The 16951-nt window shown below is 62.1% G+C and carries 13 protein-coding genes; 8 read left to right on the forward strand and 5 right to left on the reverse strand.

Going from position 1 to position 16951, the window contains the following annotated elements; all coding sequences use genetic code 11:
• The first annotated feature begins 285 nt into the window (after positions 1 to 285).
• The 8 genes from N0Q91_RS04815 (at position 286) to N0Q91_RS04850 (ending at position 10110) form a co-directional block, all read left to right on the forward strand.
• Entirely contained in the window at positions 286 to 1191 is a 906-nt protein-coding gene (locus N0Q91_RS04815; protein WP_275597460.1) for a LysR family transcriptional regulator, read from the forward strand.
• A gap of 179 nt (positions 1192 to 1370) precedes the next feature.
• Positions 1371 to 2315, forward strand: a complete 945-nt coding sequence (locus N0Q91_RS04820) for an ABC transporter permease (RefSeq protein ID WP_100671946.1) — start codon at positions 1371 to 1373, stop codon at positions 2313 to 2315.
• Complete coding sequence (locus N0Q91_RS04825) at positions 2312 to 3130, forward strand: ABC transporter permease (protein WP_275597461.1); 819 nt, start codon at positions 2312 to 2314, stop codon at positions 3128 to 3130. Before N0Q91_RS04820 ends, N0Q91_RS04825 begins: the two co-directional genes overlap by 4 nt.
• Positions 3127 to 4755: a dipeptide ABC transporter ATP-binding protein gene (locus N0Q91_RS04830; protein WP_275597462.1), complete on the forward strand. Its 1629-nt coding sequence runs from the start codon at positions 3127 to 3129 to the stop codon at positions 4753 to 4755. Before N0Q91_RS04825 ends, N0Q91_RS04830 begins: the two co-directional genes overlap by 4 nt.
• A 1-nt stretch (position 4756) precedes the next feature.
• Positions 4757 to 5620 carry a serine hydrolase gene (locus tag N0Q91_RS04835; RefSeq protein WP_275597463.1) on the forward strand — a complete coding sequence of 288 codons (864 nt, stop codon included), beginning with the start codon at positions 4757 to 4759 and terminating at the stop codon, positions 5618 to 5620.
• A gap of 23 nt (positions 5621 to 5643) precedes the next feature.
• Positions 5644 to 7188 (forward strand): ABC transporter substrate-binding protein, encoded by a 1545-nt coding sequence (locus N0Q91_RS04840; RefSeq protein WP_275597464.1) that lies wholly within the window; start codon positions 5644 to 5646, stop codon positions 7186 to 7188.
• A gap of 163 nt (positions 7189 to 7351) precedes the next feature.
• Positions 7352 to 8812 carry a M20 family metallopeptidase gene (locus N0Q91_RS04845; protein ID WP_275597465.1) on the forward strand — a complete coding sequence of 487 codons (1461 nt, stop codon included), beginning with the start codon at positions 7352 to 7354 and terminating at the stop codon, positions 8810 to 8812.
• Between the two features lie 257 nt (positions 8813 to 9069).
• Positions 9070 to 10110, forward strand: coding sequence for an NAD(P)-dependent alcohol dehydrogenase (locus N0Q91_RS04850; protein WP_275597466.1), 1041 nt, complete (start codon positions 9070 to 9072; stop codon positions 10108 to 10110).
• Between the two features lie 415 nt (positions 10111 to 10525).
• Here N0Q91_RS04850 and N0Q91_RS04855 read toward each other — a convergent pair whose 3' ends face one another.
• The 5 genes from N0Q91_RS04855 to ctaD all read right to left on the reverse strand — a co-directional run bounded on the left by N0Q91_RS04855 (position 10526) and on the right by ctaD (position 16931).
• Positions 10526 to 13087 carry a GcvT family protein gene (locus N0Q91_RS04855; protein ID WP_275597467.1) on the reverse strand — a complete coding sequence of 854 codons (2562 nt, stop codon included), beginning with the start codon at positions 13085 to 13087 and terminating at the stop codon, positions 10526 to 10528.
• 261 nt (positions 13088 to 13348) lie between these two features.
• Positions 13349 to 13708: a cytochrome C oxidase subunit IV family protein gene (locus tag N0Q91_RS04860; protein WP_018095800.1), complete on the reverse strand. Its 360-nt coding sequence runs from the start codon at positions 13706 to 13708 to the stop codon at positions 13349 to 13351.
• Between the two features lie 11 nt (positions 13709 to 13719).
• On the reverse strand, positions 13720 to 14442 hold the full coding sequence (locus N0Q91_RS04865) for a heme-copper oxidase subunit III family protein (protein ID WP_275597468.1): 723 nt from the start codon (positions 14440 to 14442) through the stop codon (positions 13720 to 13722).
• A gap of 12 nt (positions 14443 to 14454) precedes the next feature.
• Positions 14455 to 15153, reverse strand: coding sequence for a cytochrome c oxidase subunit 3 (locus N0Q91_RS04870; protein ID WP_275597469.1), 699 nt, complete (start codon positions 15151 to 15153; stop codon positions 14455 to 14457).
• Positions 15150 to 16931 carry a cytochrome c oxidase subunit I gene (ctaD, locus tag N0Q91_RS04875; RefSeq protein ID WP_375341922.1) on the reverse strand — a complete coding sequence of 594 codons (1782 nt, stop codon included), beginning with the start codon at positions 16929 to 16931 and terminating at the stop codon, positions 15150 to 15152. Before ctaD ends, N0Q91_RS04870 begins: the two co-directional genes overlap by 4 nt.
• Positions 16932 to 16951: the final 20 nt, after the last annotated feature.

The raw sequence follows: 16951 nt of genomic DNA on the forward strand, positions 1-16951 counted from the left end.
CGCAGCATGACCCGCGTTTGAGGTCCATGAAGAGCAAGCCTCGAACCCGGCGCTGCAATAGAGCGGAGGCGGGAAAGGGTGCGCGGTTTTCCGTCGGGAAGTGCGTAGATTCAAAACGACAGAGCGTTTCAGCCTTTAAATGACACACTGAAACGCTCTATCTGGCGGTCACCTATTGCTTTGTCGGCGGCGAAGAGCTTCCTCTGTCGAAGATACCGCCGGCCTTCCAGCAGGGCATTTCCGGCTGGCCGGGACGAACATGCCGCCATCGAAGGTGTTGACCCCATGAACATCAAGCAACTGGAAGTCCTGCGGACACTCCTTGCAACCGGATCGACCATCGCGACCGCGAAGGCCATGGGTCTCAGCCAGTCGGGAGTGAGCCGCATGCTGCAGCAGCTTGAAAGCGATCTGGCTATCACGCTTTTCGCCCGCGACAAGGGCCGGTTGATTCCGACTCCGGAGGCGACGGTTCTTGGGCGTGATGCGCAAAACGTCCTGCTGGCCATCGAGCGCATGTCCGGCCATGCGGAGGACCTTCGCAACGGCTCCTCCGGGCCGGAGATCGTCCGCATCGGGCTGCCGAGCAGCATGTGGGAAAATTTCGCACCCGCCATGTTGATCGATTATGTCAGGGATTTTCCAGGCGTTCGCATCGAAACGTTCTTCGAGACGACCACGGCGATCACCAAACTGGTCGAGGAACGCGTGATCGACCTCGGTTTTTTACGTATCGAAGGCGAAACGGGGCCGGGCATTGCGATCGACAAGGTTGCGACCGGTGAAAGCGTCTGCGTCGTTCCGAAAGATCACTCGCTTGCCGAACTGCCCGAGATCACCATCAAGCATCTGAGAAACGTGCCGCTGATCCTGATCGGTCGGCAACGGCCGAACCGCATGGCGCTCGACCAGGCCTTTCAGCGGGCGGGGGTAAAGCAGATGGTCAAGATCGAAACCCACACCAACAGTTCTGCGTGTTCCTATGTCGCGCATGGACTGGGCGTGTCGATCATCAGCAGCTTCTATGCGAATCTCTACCGTCACCTGCCCGTCGTATACCGGCCGTTCGTGCCTCGCGCGACACAGGAATTCGGATTGGTGCGTGCCGCCGGAGTTCCGCTCTCCATCGCCGCCCAGGCGCTCAGCGACGCCCTGAAGAAGCAGATCCGGCTTTCGCAAGAAGGTCAATAAAAGCAAAATATTGGCTCTTTTTAAGCCCTCAGTTCCATTGCTCCGCAATCTTCCAAAGCCCGCATAAGGCTATGACGAATATGCATAATATTGCGCGGCATTCCTCATTCCCGCATAGTCTGGGCCGAAGAAACCGATGATGGCTCGATTTCAACTCGACCATCAATCGTGGGGAACCGATGCTACGCTTTATCCTGAGCCGTCTGATGATGGCGATTCCGACGATCGTGCTTGTCGCCGTGGCGGTCTTTGCACTGATCCGCTTCATTCCCGGTGACCCCGCCGCGTTGATGCTGGGGGACATGGCTCAGCCCGATCAGATCGCAGCAATGCGCGTGGAGCTCGGTCTCGACAAGTCCATGCCCCAGCAATTCCTGATCTGGGCCGGCGATGTGCTGCGAGGCGATTTCGGCCGCTCGATCGTCAATGACGAGGCCGTGCTGCCGCTGGTCGTTTCGCGCTTTCTGGTGAGTGCGGAGATCGTTGTCGTCGCCGTGCTTCTGGCAAGCATGATTGCCGTACCGGCCGGCGTAATTGCCGCGTGGCGTCAGAACAGCCTGACGGACCTGGCTCTGGTTGGAACGGCAACGGTTCTTCTGTCCATCCCGACCTTCTGGCTCGGCTTGCTACTGCTGTTGCTTTTCGGGCTTGAACTCGGCTGGCTGCCTGTTCTGGGCTATGTCTCGATCGGCGACAATCTGACCGCCGGTCTGCTCTATCTCGTCCTGCCCGTCGTGACGCTGGTCATCCATGAAGCGGGAGTGCTGATCCGCATGGCGCGTGCCTCAACGTTGGAAGTGCTGCGTCTCGATTACATTACCCACGCCCGTGCGAAAGGGCTGTCGGAAAGCGCCGTGCTCTGGCGCCATGCGTTCAAGAACGCCTTCGGTCCGACCTGGACGATGATCGGTCTCATCCTGGGCAATCTGCTGGGCGGCATTGCCGTCATCGAGACGGTGTTCACCATTCCGGGGCTCGGTCGACTGATGGTGGACAGCATTTTCGCGCGCGACTACCCGGTCATCCAGGGATGCCTTCTGTTCGTTTCGCTCTCCTATGTGCTGGTCAACCTCGTCGTCGACCTTCTCTACCCTCTCTTCGATCCGCGTGTTGTCGCCGAATGAAAAAGTTCACCCTCAACGGACTGATCGGCGGCATTCTGATCGCCATCCTGATCGTCACCGCTGCCGTCGGTCTCTTCTGGACACCGTTCGACCCTATGAAACTCTCCTTCACCGCGCGGCTTGCAGCTCCCGGCAGCGCGCATCTGCTCGGCACCGACGAATTCGGCCGGGACGTCTTGAGCCGCCTGATGGTCGGCGCCCGAGCCAGCGTCTGGATCGGCGCGCTCACCGTCGGCTTTGCCACTATCTGCGGGACGCTCATAGGCCTCATCAGCGGTTATGCGCGCGGCTGGGTGGACGGCATCATCATGGCTGTCAACAACGCGCTTCTCGCTTTTCCCGGCATATTGCTGGCGCTCGGGCTGCTCGCCGTCTTCGGCGCCAACCAGTACGGCATCATTTTCGCGCTCGGCATCGCCTATACGCCTTCCATGGCGCGCGTCGTGCGCGGCGCCGTGCTTTCGCTGAGGGAGCGGGAGTTCATCGAGGCCTCGCGGGTGATGGGCAATGGCGAACTTTATACGATGTTGCGCCATATCCTGCCGAATTGCGTCGCGCCGATCACGGTTCTCGCCACCTCCATGTTCGGCTGGGCCATCCTGTCGGAAAGCGCGCTCTCGTTTCTGGGCCTCGGCGTGCCGCCGCCGGCGCCGACCTGGGGCAACATGCTGGCGGCCGGGCGGCCATTCCTCCAGCAGGCCGCATGGCTCGGATTGTTCCCCGGCCTGTGCATCGCGCTGACGCTGCTTGGCATCAATCTTCTGGGCGACGCGCTCCGCGACCGGCTCGACCCGCGCATGAGGGGCCTGAAATGACGATGGACAAGCTTCTCACCGTCTGCGGCCTTTCGCTTGAAGTCGCAAGAACCGGCCATCAGGTCGTCAAGTCGGTCTCCTTCGACCTCGCGCCGGGCGAGATCTTCGGCATCGTCGGCGAAAGCGGCTCCGGCAAGACGCTGGCGACCCGAGCGCTGATCTCGCTGCTGCCGCCGACCGTCAAGGTCGCCGGCGGGTCGGTGTCCTACAGGGGCCGCGACGTGCTGAAGATGAAGGAAAATGAGCTTCGCCATCTGCGCGGTGCAGAGATCGGCGTCGTCTTCCAGGAGCCGATGACCTCGCTCAACCCGTCGATGACGATCGGCCGGCAGCTGGAGGAAGGCCTCATCCTGCACACCAAGGCCTCGGCGCAGGAGCGACGCTCCCTCATCCTCGACATGTTGAAGCGGGTCGGAATCCGCGATCCGGACGGGGCGCTTGCCTCCTATCCGCACGAGTTTTCGGGCGGCATGCGCCAGCGCATCATGCTCGCCTCCGTCATGCTCTTGAAGCCGTCGCTGCTGATTGCCGATGAGCCGACCACTGCACTCGATGCAGTCATCCAGCGCGACGTAATGGAACTGATGGTGGAACTGACGCGGGCGGAAGGTACGGCCGTTTTGCTGATCAGCCACGATCTTCCGATGGTGGCGCGCTACACGAGCCGTATCGTCGTGATGGAAAAGGGCTCGATCGTGGAACAGGGCCGGACCGAGGACCTGCTCACGGCACCGCAGCACCCCTACACAAAGAAGCTCCTCTCCTCGCTGCCCTTCCGCGGCCGGCCGCGCCAGATCGACATGACGAGGGTGCCCATGATCTCGGCCCGCGATATCATCGTGGACTATGCAGGCCGAAAGTCGCTGTTCAGGAAGAACAGGCCGAAGCGCGCGCTGCATGGCGTCAGCATCGACATTCACGAGGGCGAGGTCGTGGCACTCGTCGGCGGTTCCGGTTCCGGCAAGACGACGCTCGGCCGAACCATTGCCGGTCTCGTCACGGAAAGCGAGGGCCGCATCCAGTTCCAGGGACGGCCGCGCACCGAAAACTGGACCGATTATCGGCTCAACTGCCAGATGGTGTTCCAGGATCCCTATTCATCGCTCGATCCGCGCATGACCATCGACGCGCTGGTCGAGGAGGCGCTGAGGCTGGTCCCGGGCCTCGATGGCAAGGCCAAGCGCAAGCGTACCCTGGAAACGCTGGAGGAAGTCGGCCTCGGGGTCGACTATGCCGGCCGCTATGCGCACGAACTCTCCGGAGGTCAGCGCCAACGCGTCGCCATTGCGCGTGCGATCGCGCGGCGCCCGCGCTTCCTGATCGCGGACGAACCGGTATCCGCGCTCGACGTGACGGTCAGGGCGCAGGTCCTCGATCTCTTCTCGGATCTGCAGAAACGCTACGGCTTTTCCTGCCTATTCATCAGTCACGACCTCGGCGTCGTCGAACAGGTGGCCGACCGCGTCGTCGTCATGCAGGACGGCCGGATCATCGAGGAGGGAGATCGCGACACGATTTTCGACAGTCCGAAGGAAGCCTATACGCGCCGGCTTCTCTCGGCCATTCCCGCCCTCGACCAGAACGAAAAGGGCGGCGTGACACTCAAATGGCGTCTGGAGAATTGATGTGGATAGGCTAACCGATTCTGGCCCGGTGAAGGAAAGGCTTGCGGAGATCTGCGAGGCGCAGCCTTTCGTGTCACGCTTCGTTGTGCACAACCTCAGGACCGGAGAGACGATCGAACGCGGGGCCGACGAGGAAACGCCTTCTGCCAGCACGCGCAAGACCTCGATCATGATGGCGGCGCTGAAGGCGGTGCACGAGGGGCGGCTGGATCTCGACGAGCCCATCACTTACGAAGCCCGCTTTGCCGAGGAAGTCGCCAGCGGCATGTTCCGGTATCTGACGCCCGGGATCGTGATTTCGTTGCGCGACGCGATAACCGGTATGATGGTGCTGAGCGACAATGTCTGCACTAAGATGGTGTTCGAGCGTCTGACGCTGGAGGAAGTGGACAGCTACTGCAAATCGATCGGCATGCACGGTACGCATCATCGCTTCCTCATTCCGCCGCTGGCCCTGCCGCCGGACCATTCGCTGACCTCGGTCACGACCACGACAGCCCGCGACCAGGCCTTCCTGTTGCAGACGATCCTGGACGCGCAGACCTCTCCCGACGCGATCGCGAAGCTCGGCACATCGCCGCAGTTGTGCGCCTATGCCCTGCAGACGCTGAAGAACCAGATCCTGCGCTATGCCATTCCGTCGCGCCTGCCGTTCGGCACGGTGGTTGCGCACAAGGGCGGCACGGGCAAGCGCGGTCGCATGAATGCCGGCATCGTCTATCGCGACGGCGCCCCCTTCTACATCATCTCCGCCTATACCGACGAAGTGCCGCAGGTCATGCCGGACGGCACACCGGGTTACACGATGGCGCTCGAGACGATCGGCAGGCTCTCGCGTGCCTGCTGGGACGGATTCCACTCATAACGATCAATAAAGAGGGTAGAACAATGAAAAAGCTTCTTCTTGCGGGCGCCGCACTGCTCGCCACGGCCAATATGGCAGCAGCACGCGACATCACGATCGCGCAGAGCTCCGATCTGCGCAGCAACAATCCGGGCGTCAACCGCGACGGCAATACCGACAGCATCATCCTGCACATCGTCGAAGGCCTCGTCGGCTACAACAATGTCGGCGAAGTGAAGCCGCTCCTAGCCAAGAGCTTCGAGATGTCGGCCGATGGGCTGACCTATACGTTCAAGCTGCGCACCGACGTGAAATTCCACAACGGCAGACCGATGACGGCCGACGACGTGGTGTGGAACTGGACGCGCTACCTCAAGCCCGAGACGAAGTGGACCTGCCTGAAAGATTTCGCAGAAGGCGGGGCCGCGCCTGTCGCCGGCGTCAAGGCCACAGATGCGGCAACCGTCGAGATCACGCTCGCAAAGCCGTCGGCCGTTTTCCTTGGCCTGATGTCGCGTCCCGAATGCGGCTTTACCGGCATGATTTCGCCTGAATCGGTCGCTGCCGACGGCAGCTTCGTCCAGCCGATCGGGACCGGCCCCTTCATGTGGGGGGAATGGAAGAAAGGCGAGTACATCCATCTCGAGAAATTCCCGGATTATGTATCGCCGGCAAACGAAGGAAAGCCGGATGGCATGGTCGGTTCGAAGCGGCCCCTTGCAGACGGTGTCAAGTTCATGGTCATTCCGGATGCCTCGACCGTGAAGGCAGGTCTGGAATCCGGTGTGCTCGACACGGCGGAAATCTCGCCGGATCTCATTCCCGAATTCCAGTCGAGCGAAACGATGCAATTGATCGTCGCGCGCAATAACGGCAAGAACCTCTTCTACATTCAGACCCGCGACAAGGTCCTGAGCAATCCGGGCGTGCGCCGCGCCATGGCGATGGCGCTCGATCTGGATCAGCTCGTTGCTGCGGCCTCCAACGGCACGGGCGAGGCGAACGGCTCGATGGTGTCGCAGGACTCGGTCTATTTCAGCGAAACGCAGAAGAAGCGTCTTCCCTATGACATCGAGGCCGCCAAGAAGGAGCTGGCGGATGCGGGCTACAACGGCGAGCCGATCTCGATCATCGCCAACAAGCGCGGCAATGTGCCGAGCTTCCCGGCCGCCGTCATGGCGCAGGCGATGATGCAGCAGGCCGGCCTCAACGTACAGATCGAGGTTCTGGATTACGCAACTCAGGTCGACCGCCGCCGTTCCGGCAATTACCAGGTCATTTCGCAGTCGGTCGCGCCGCGTCTCGACCCCGCCCTGATGTATTCCTTCTACGTTGGCGACAAGGACGAGAACGCTTCCCTGATGTGGGACGATCCGAAGGCTATAGAACTGATGAACGCAGCCTATGCCGAGGCTGATCAGGGCAAGCGCCAGAAGATCTTCGACGAGTTCCACGAGCTCATGCTGAAGGAAATGCCGGGCATCTTCCTTTACGACATGGTCGATGTCTGGGGCGCGACCAGGAAGCTGAAGGGCCAGCCGGTCTGGCAGTCGAACGCCCGCCTTTGGGAGGTGTCGGTCGCCGACTGAGCCCCCTGATCGCCTGCGCCGGGCGGCAGAACACCGACCCGGCCAATCCATCACCCATCGGACCGACCCGGCGAAGCGACCTTTGCGTGTCTGAAGAGACGCGCAGCGCTGCAGGCGCCGGGGCGATCTCCTGCGCCCGCCCTTCGAAATGCGAGGACATGTCATGAACCGAGAGGACGTGATCTCGATCGCCACGGCGATCGAATCGATGAAACCGGAGTTTACCCGCTTGAGCGACAGCATCTGGGATTTCGCCGAGCTGAAATTCGAGGAGCAACGCTCGGCCGCGCTGCTTGCCAAGGCTCTCGAAGACAATGATTTTTCCGTTCGGCGCGGCGTGGCGGGCATGGGCACGGCCTTCATCGGCGAGTCCGGCAGCGGCAAGCCGGTGATTGCCTTTCTGGGGGAATTCGATGCACTCGCCAGCATGAGCCAGACGGCCGGGATTGCCGAGGCGAAGCCGCTTGTCGAAGGCGCCAGTGGCCATGGCTGCGGCCATAACCTGCTCGGCGTCGGTTCGCTGATGGCGGCAATCGCACTCGCCCGGCATCTGAAGGCCCACAATCTGCCCGGGACGGTGCGCTATTACGGCTGTCCCGGCGAGGAGGGCGGCTCCGGGAAGACCTTCATGGTGCGTGCCGGCCTGTTCGACGACGTCGACGCAGCGCTTACCTGGCATCCGGCACCGTTCAACGGAGTGCGCTCCACCAACAATCTTGCCGTTCTCGAATATTTCTACCGCTTCAAGGGCGTGGCCGCGCACGCCGCGAACGCAGCCCATCTCGGCCGTTCGGCACTCGACGCTGTCGAACTCATGAATGTCGGCGTCAACTTTCTGCGCGAGCACATGCCGCCGGATTGCCGGGTGCACTATGCAATCACCGATACCGGGGGCAGGGCGGCGAATGTCGTGCAGGCGAACGCCGAAGTGCTCTACCTGATCCGCGCGCCGGAAATGCTTCAGGCGCTGGATCTCGCCAGCCGCGTCGAGAAGGTGGCGCGTGGCGCAGCCATGATGACCGAGACGGAGGTGGAAATCGTCTTCGATACGGCCTCGACCAACCTCCTGCCCAATATCACGATCGAGACTGCCATGCATGACAATATGGTGGCGCTCGGCCCGATCGCCTTCGACGAGGCCGACGTCGCATTCGCCCGATCCATTCAGGAGACGTTCTCGCAAGAGGCAATCAAAAGCAGCATCCGCCTCTACCAGATGAAGCGCGACGTCTTCTCCAACGCCAATGTCGATGGATCGTCACCACTGCATCTCGGCCTGCGCGAATTCGAAGGCCATTCACACTTCCGTGCCGGCTCGACCGATGTCGGCGATGTCAGCTGGGTGACGCCGACGGCGCAGTGCTGGGCGCCGGCATGGGCGATCGGCACCAACCCGCATACCTGGCAGGTCGTTGCGCAGGGCAAAAGCCCGATCGCCCACAAGGCCATGGCGCATGCCGCCAAGACGCTCGCCACGACGGGTCTGTCGCTGATGACTTCGCCGGACCTGCTTGCCGCCGCCAGGGCGGAATGGCTGGAGAAGACGGACGGGAAATCCTATGTCTGCCCCATCCCGGCGGATGTCATGCCGGGGTCGCATTTTCATGATCCATCGGTCCGATGATGGTTTCGGTTTCGATCCTTCCGTCAGGGTCGACCGTCCCCACCACCTCGTGAGATGTTCTGCATCGGCAAATAAGCTTCGCCGGGCGTTCTTCTCTTCATCGAATCGCAAAAACACACTAGCTCTTCTGCCTTGATGGAATTGCTGACGGAAATCGCTGCGCGGGTCTTCCGGATTGCTGCAGAGGCGGCACGGGCCCAAAAACCATCTCGATCCAGGGCAGTAAACGGCAACTTATTGTACGAGGAGAACGGGTAGTGGCAAAAGCGCTTGTACTTGAAAAGAAGGGACAATTGTCGCTGCGCGACATTCCGGTCAGGCGGGATCTGTCGCCCGCCGACGTGCTGATCGGAATCCGCACCGTCGGCGTTTGTGGCTCCGATGTCCACTATTATACCCATGGAAAGATCGGGCCCTTTGTCGTCAACGAACCGATGATACTGGGTCACGAGGCCGCGGGCGTCGTCCTGGAGGTCGGCTCGGAAGTCCGGCATCTGAAGAAGGGTGACCGTGTCTGCATGGAGCCCGGAATTCCGGACCTCTCCTCCCGGTCATCCAAGCTCGGCATCTACAATGTCGATCCGTCCGTACGGTTCTGGGCCACGCCGCCGGTCCATGGATGCCTGACGCCCGAGGTCGTTCATCCGGCGGCCTTCACCTATCGCCTCCCCGACCACGTGTCCTTCGCGGAAGGGGCGATGGTCGAGCCGTTCGCGATCGGCGTGCAGGCCGCCCTTCGCGCGGGCATCAAGCCGGGGGATGTCGGCGTCGTCATGGGGGCCGGTCCGATCGGCATGATGACGGCACTGGCTGCGCTCGCGGGGGGATGCTCCAAGGTCTATGTGGCTGACCTCGCGCAGCCGAAACTGGATGTCATCGGCGCCTATGAAGGTATCGAGACAATCAATGTCCGCCAGCAGGCGGCATCCGAGGCTCTCGCGCAAGCGACGGGCGACTGGGGGCGGCATGTGGTCTTCGAGTGCTCCGGGGCCGCACCCGCAATCCTTGCTCTTCCGGGTCTTGCGCGTCCTGGCGGAACCGTCGTGCTCGTCGGCATGCCCGTCGACCCCGTCCCCTTCGACATCGTCGGTATGCAGGCCAAGGAGCTGCGGATCGAGACCGTGTTTCGCTATGCCAATGTCTACGACCGCGCCATCGAACTGATCGCCTCCGGCAAGGTCGATTTGAAACCGCTGATCTCTGCTACCATTCCGTTCGACGAGAGTATCGCCGCCTTCGACCGCGCCGTCGAGGCGCGCCCCACGGACGTGAAGATACAGATCGAAATGCCGGCGTAAGAGCCCGTGGCGCGGCTCTTCGAACGCGGGCGACGTGCCGGGGGTAAAGCTGATCGGCGTCACAGGTTGACTCTTCCCTCGCATATTCGCAAGCGAAAGTTGTAGGAGCCGCACATCTCGGTCCCTCATTCCTGTGCTCGTCGCGGGAATCCAGCCAGACCAAGTCCTTGGGCTGAAAGAACGCTTCCCGCGCCGCAGACGCGGCGCTGCTTTCATCCCTGTGACGAGCACAGGGATGAGGGTGGAGAGATTGCAGTCCTCCGAAAACTCTCCTACAGCGCCGCGCGTCTTATGCTGCATGTTTTCGTCCTTTGATCGACTACGAACAAGGAAACATGCCGACAAACCCGGCCAGAGCTTCCACGTGGTTTCCCGCCGGATCGGCCTGAAACCACGGGCAGGTTCTCCGGCCCGGTTACGTCCGCGGCTTCAGGTTCTCCGGGTCGTAGAGCGGCTTGTAGCCGACGCCGGCAACCTCGACCGGATAGGTCTCGGCAAAATACTCGACATTGAGCTTGCGGCCGACCTGGCAGTAGGACCAGGGCAGATAGGCGAGCGCGATGTTCTTCCCGATCGTCGGGCCGTAGGCGATGGAGGTGGTGTAGGAGCGGCGGCCGAGTTCGTCGACCAGCACCTCGCCGGTCTCCGGGTCCATGACCGGCAGGTTGCCGACGGGATAACGCTTCACCCCGTTCCTGTCGGTGTTCTCGGTCATGAGGAGCGTGCAGAGCATGGCGGGCTGGTGCTCGCGCGCCTTGTACTCCATATGCTTCGCCTTGCCGCGGAAGTCCGCTTCCTTGACCTTCGGACGGGCAAGGTCCGCCTCGATAAGATTGTAGTGGGTGAGAAGATCCGCGTTCTGCAGGCGGAGGCTCTTTTCCATCCGGCGCGAGTTCGCGTAGGTCTCGACGCCGAAGGCCATGACGCCCGTGGCGCGCAGCGCATCCCAGACGGCCAGGCCGTCCTCGTATTTCATGTGCAGTTCCCAGCCCTGCTCGCCGACATAGGAGATGCGGAAGGCGGAGACGGGCCTGCCGGCGATCTCGATCTGCTTGATCGCGGCGAAGGGGAAATTCTCCGGATCGAGGCCGGCCGGTTCCGCCACGACCTTCTTCAGCGTTTCGCGGGCATTCGGGCCCCAGATGCCGATGGTGACGAACTTCTCCGAAACGTCGGTGATGGTGACGTCGAGCCCCCGGTCTTCCGCGACACGGCGCATATAGTGGAAGTCACGCGGGCCGGCATCGGCACCGTTCACGAGGCGGCAGCGGTCGCTCATGCGGAAGACGGTGAAGTCGGCCCGCACCATGCCCTCGTCATCGAGGAAGTGGGTGTAGATGCCCTTGCCGATATTGCCGTCTCCGCCGATCTTGGCGGCGCAAAGCCACTCGAGAAGCTCCACATGGTCCGGCCCTTCGATATCCACCATGTGGAAGTGCGAGAGGTTGACGATGCCGCAATCCTCGCTCATCGCCAGATGCTCGGCGTTGGAAACGCGCCAGAAGTGGCGGTTGTCCCACTCGTTCTCGCGAACCGGAATGCGGTTGCCGTATTTTTCGAGCAGGTGCTCGTTGGCGGCATAGCCGTGGGCGCGCTCCCAGCCGCCGAGTTCCATGAAGTAGCCGCCGAGCTCCTTCTCGCGCTCGTAGAAGGGCGAGCGCTTGACGTTGCGGCCGCTCGCATAGGGCTCGCGCGGATGCACGGCCGGGAAGTAGATCTTCTGCGCCGCCTCGAAGCAGCGGCCTTCGATGAACTTCTCTTCGAGCTGGTGCGGGTAGAAGCGCGCGTAGTCGATCGAGGCGTGGTCGGTATGGGTACGCCCGTCCGTCATCCAGTCGGCGATCAGCTTGCCGTAGGCCGGTCCGTCCTTCACCCAGATGGCGACGCAGTACCAGAGGCCGCGTACCTTCTGGCTCTCGCCGCAGGAGGGGCCGCCGGCGGCCGATACCTGCAGCAGGCCGTTGAAGGAGTGGCCCTCGTTATAGCCGAGCTCGCCGAGGATCGGCGTAAGTTCCATGGCGCGCTCGAGCGGCTCGATGATCTGCTCCATATCGAGGTCGCGCTGCGAAGGCGACAGGCGTGCCTCGTGCTTTTCGAGGATGTCGCGCGGATGGCAGAGGCGCGGATTGTCGGTTTCGTAATAGCCCCATTCGATCTGGCCGCCCTCGGTGGTCCTCGGGTCGCCGGTGTCGCGCATATAGGCCGAGTTGCCCTGATCGCGCAGCAGCGGGAAGCCGATTTCCTTGCCGGTGCCTTCGAATTCGTTGTAGGGGCCGAAGAAGGTGAGCGGATGATCGACCGGCATGACAGGCAGGTCCTCGCCGACCATTTCAGCGATCAGGCGACCCCAGATGCCGGCGCAGACGACGACATGGTCGGCCATGATCGTACCGCGATGTGTGACGACGCCCTTGATACGGCCGTTTTCGACGAGCAGCGCAGTTGCCGGCGTATTGCCGAATATCTGCAGCTTGCCGGACTTTTCCGCCGCATCGACCAGCTTGCCGGCCACCGTCTGCGAGCGCGGGATGACGAGGCCGGCATCCGGATCGAACATGCCGCCCATCACCTGATCTTCCTCGATCAGCGGGAACAGCTTCTTGATTTCGGCCGGCGAGACATAGTGTGCGCGGGTGCCGAAGGCCTTGGCGGAGGAAAGCTTGCGCTTGATCTCCTCCATCCAGACGTGGTCGCCGGTGCGTGCGACTTCCAGCCCGCCGATCCGGGCGTAGTGACCCATCTTCTCGAAGAAGTCGATCGAATACTGCGTCGTCCAGACCGAGAGATAGTCGTGGCTTGTGGTGTAGCAGAAGTCGGATGCATGTGCCGTAGAGCCGATATCCGTCGGGATGCCCGACTTGTCGATGCCGACGATATCGTCCCAGCCACGCTCGATGAGGTGGTGGGCGATCGATGCGCCGACGATGCCACCCAGTCCTACGATTACGACCTTCGCCTTTTCCGGAAACTCTGCCATTGATGCGACCCTGGTTTGGTTTTGAAGCCGGATATTAGAGCCTGCCGCGCCGCGAGTTGAGCCTGTCTACGACATAATCGTCGTGCTGCACGACCAGAATGTTGCGGGCGGCGGGCGGGGACGGTCGCGGCCGCGAGGATGCTCATCTAGCTGATATAGCGAGAAAATACACCCTGCGGGGCGGCGAGGAACAGGTTTTTCCTCGAACAGGGAGGCGGCAGGCGGACGCGCCGCCGAAACGCGACCTTTCGGCAGCCGCCTTTACTCGCCGCCACCGAAGAAGGTGAGGCGCGTGAAGAGGACATAGTTCGATTCCGACACCATCAGCGCCACGAAGACGAGCACCAGCAGCGGGGGCAGAATGATCGCGTAGATCAGCGCCAGGCGTTCCCACGCCATATGCATGAACACGGCCACGATGAGGCCCGCCTTCAGCATCATGAAGATGAGGATCAGCGACCAGCGGAGATAGCCCTGCAGGCCGAAGTAATCGACGAGGTATGAAAGAGCGCTGAGGACGAAGAGCAGCCCCCAGACCAGGAGGTAGAGCTTGATCGGGTGCTGCTGGTGCTCCGTATGGGCGACCGCAGGTTGTGCCGGATGTATTTCCGCGTGAGCCACGATGCCCTCCCTCACCAAAGATAGAAGAATGCGAAGATGAAGACCCAGACCAGGTCGACGAAGTGCCAGTAGAGGCCGGTTATCTCGACGATCTCGTAGCGCCCCTTGCGGCTGGTGAAGAAGCCGCGCCGCTCCGTTTCAAAATCGCCGCGCCAGACCTTGCGGGCGACGATCAGCAGGAAGATCACGCCGAAGGTGACGTGGGTCCCGTGAAAGCCGGTGATCATGAAGAAGGAAGAGCCGAATTGAGCGGCTCCCCAGGGGTTGCCCCAGGGCCGCACACCCTCGGCGATCAGCTTCGACCATTCGAACGCCTGCATGCCCACGAAGGTGGCGCCGAAAAGCGCCGTCAGAAGCATGAGCGCCGCGGTCTTCCGCCGGTCGCGGCGGTAACCGTAATTGACGGCCATGGCCATGGTGCCGCTGCTCGAAATGAGAACGAAGGTCATGATGGCGATGAGGATCAGCGGCATGTGCGTTCCGCCGATTTCGAGCGCGAAGACCTCGCTCGGATTGGGCCATGGAACGGCGGTGGACATCCGCGCCGACATGTAGGCAAGCAGGAAGCAGCCGAAGACGAAGGTGTCGCTGAGGAGAAAGATCCACATCATGGCCTTTCCCCAGGAGACATCCTTGAAGGTGCGCTGGTCGGAGGCCCAGTCCGACGCGAGCCCGGCCAGACCGGCGGGGCGCGGGAGCGTTTCTGCTGCGGGCTTCTTCATCGGTGCAGACATGTTCAACGGTTCCTATGTCAGCAGTTGGCGGCAGAAATCGATCACGCCGCTGGCCCAGCCGGCAAAAAGAGCGAAGAGAACCAGCCAGACGATCAGCATGAAATGCCAGTAGATGGCGCAAAGCTCGATCGACAGGCGCGTTCTGTTTTCGAGCGGTGTTTGCGAGGCATGTGCGGTTACCCGGCCGAGAGCAAAAAGCCCCCCGATGATGTGCAGGCCGTGCATGCCCGTAAGCAGATAGAAGAAGCTGTTGGCCGGATTCCCGGCCAGGAAATATCCGGCGTCCGACAGCGCACGCCAGGCGAAGAGCTGACCCACGAGGAAAGCGAGGCCAAGGGCGAGCGCCGCCAGGAGACCGATCCGAGCTGCCTCGTCGTTCCGCCGCTCTGCCTCGACCCTGGTCCAGTGCAGGGTGATGCTGCCGGCGGCGAGGATGCCCGTATTGAGCCAGAGAAGGCCGGGCAAAGGCAGCGCGCCCCAGTCGGATGACGCCATGCGCATGAAATAGGCGCTGATCGCAAGTGAAAACAGCGCACCGACGACGGTGAGAAATACGCCGAGGCCGATTTTCGCCGGCGGCAAACGCGTTGCGCCCCGGCGGTCGTGGAAGTGACCGACCTCGAGCCAGGGGCGCGATGTCAGGCGTTGCCCTGCGAGCCACCAGACGACGATGGCGGCGATCGCCGCCAGAAAGAAGGCGGCGATGCTCATGAGACGGACTCGTGACTGAGGCGGCCGGGCGTCGGCTGGTTCTGCGGGATGAAATCTTCCGGCGCGCCGGGGACGCTGTAGTCATAGGCCCAGCGATAGACGACGGGCAGTTCATCGCCCCAGTTACCGTGAGGCGGCGGCGTCTCGGGCGTCTGCCATTCGAGCGTCGTCGCGCGCCAGGGATTGCCCCCGGCCTCCCGGCCATGGCGCAGGCTCCAGGCGAGATTAAAGAGGAACAGGATCTGCGCAGCGCCGACGAGAAACGCCATGACGCTGATGAAGGCGTTGAGCTCGGCGATCGAAGCCGTCACGAAAGCTGCCTCGCCGAGCTCGTGATAGCGGCGCGGGACGCCGATGAGGCCGAGATAATGCATCGGAAAGAAGATGGCGTAGGCGCCGATGAAGGTGACCCAGAAATGGATCTGGCCCATCGCCTCGTTGAGCATGCGCCCGGTGATCTTCGGATACCAGTGATAGATGGCGCCGAAGATCACCATGATCGGCGCCACGCCCATGACCATGTGGAAATGCGCGACAACGAACATCGTATCGGAGAGCGGCACGTCGACGACGACATTGCCGAGGAAGAGACCCGTCAGCCCGCCATTGACGAAGGTGACGATGAAGGCGAGGGCGAAGAGCATCGGCAGGGTCAGATGGATATTGCCGCGCCAGAGGGTGAGGACCCAGTTATAGACCTTGATCGCCGTCGGCACCGCGATGATCAGCGTGGTCGTGGCGAAGAAGAAGCCGAAATACGGGTTCATGCCGCTGACATACATGTGGTGCGCCCAGACGATGAAGGAGAGGCCGCCGATGATGACGATCGCCCAGACCATCATGCGGTAGCCGAAGATGTTCTTGCGGGCATGGGTGCTGATGAGATCGGAGACGATGCCGAAGGCGGGCAGCGCGACGATGTAGACTTCGGGGTGGCCGAAGAACCAGAACAGGTGCTGGAAGAGAATCGGGCTGCCGCCGCCATATTGCAGCTGCTCGCCCATCTCGACGATCGCCGGCATGAAGAAGCTCGTGCCGAGCAGCCGGTCGAAGAGCATCATGACGCAGGCGACGAAAAGGGCAGGGAAGGCAAGCAGCGCCATCACCGTCGCGGTGAAGATGCCCCAGACGGTCAGCGGCAGCCGCATCAGCGTCATGCCGCGTGCGCGGCCCTGGAGAACCGTCACGACATAGTTGAGGCCACCCATGGTGAAGCCGATGACGAAGATGATCAGCGACGAGAGCATCATGACGATGCCCCAGTCCCTGCCGCCGGGCGTGCCGGAAAGGACGGCCTGCGGCGGATAGAGGGTCCAGCCGGCGCCGGTCGGTCCTCCGGGGGTGAAGAAGCTTGCGGCCAGGACGATCACGGCGAGCAGATAGATCCAGTAGCTGAGCATGTTGGCGTAGGGAAACACCATGTCGCGCGCGCCGACCATCAGCGGGATCAGATAGTTGCCGAAGCCGCCGAGGAAGAGGGCGGTGAGCAGGTAGATCACCATGATCATTCCGTGCATGGTGATGAACTGATAGTAGCGCTCGGCATCGATCAGCTCGAATGTTCCGGGAAAACCGAGTTGCAATCGGATCAGCCAGGACAGCACCAGCGCCACCATTCCGATGGCGATCGCCGTCGTGCCGTATTGAATGGCGATGATTTTCGCATCCTGGCTGAAGACATAGCGCGTCCACCAGCTATGCGGATGGTAAAGCTCAACATCCTCGACTTCGGGAGGCGGAAGTGCCTCGCCAATACCGGACCGGACGTCGACCATCATATCTCCTCCCCAGGGGCTAC

The organism is Sinorhizobium prairiense, from assembly GCF_029201645.2.
Taxonomy (GTDB): domain Bacteria; phylum Pseudomonadota; class Alphaproteobacteria; order Rhizobiales; family Rhizobiaceae; genus Sinorhizobium; species Sinorhizobium meliloti_A.

Bases quoted from the DNA above. Each gene is read 5' to 3' on its own strand.
- N0Q91_RS04815 (WP_275597460.1), top strand. From the start codon at position 286: ATGAACATCAAGCAACTGGAAGTCCTGCGGACACTCCTTGCAACCGGA.
- N0Q91_RS04820 (WP_100671946.1), top strand. From the start codon at position 1,371: ATGCTACGCTTTATCCTGAGCCGTCTGATGATGGCGATTCCGACGATC.
- N0Q91_RS04825 (WP_275597461.1), top strand. From the start codon at position 2,312: ATGAAAAAGTTCACCCTCAACGGACTGATCGGCGGCATTCTGATCGCC.
- N0Q91_RS04830 (WP_275597462.1), top strand. From the start codon at position 3,127: ATGACGATGGACAAGCTTCTCACCGTCTGCGGCCTTTCGCTTGAAGTC.
- N0Q91_RS04840 (WP_275597464.1), top strand. From the start codon at position 5,644: ATGAAAAAGCTTCTTCTTGCGGGCGCCGCACTGCTCGCCACGGCCAAT.
- N0Q91_RS04845 (WP_275597465.1), top strand. From the start codon at position 7,352: ATGAACCGAGAGGACGTGATCTCGATCGCCACGGCGATCGAATCGATG.
- N0Q91_RS04855 (WP_275597467.1), bottom strand. From the start codon at position 13,087: ATGGCAGAGTTTCCGGAAAAGGCGAAGGTCGTAATCGTAGGACTGGGT.
- N0Q91_RS04865 (WP_275597468.1), bottom strand. From the start codon at position 14,442: ATGTCTGCACCGATGAAGAAGCCCGCAGCAGAAACGCTCCCGCGCCCC.
- N0Q91_RS04870 (WP_275597469.1), bottom strand. From the start codon at position 15,153: ATGAGCATCGCCGCCTTCTTTCTGGCGGCGATCGCCGCCATCGTCGTC.
- ctaD (WP_375341922.1), bottom strand. From the start codon at position 16,931: ATGATGGTCGACGTCCGGTCCGGTATTGGCGAGGCACTTCCGCCTCCC.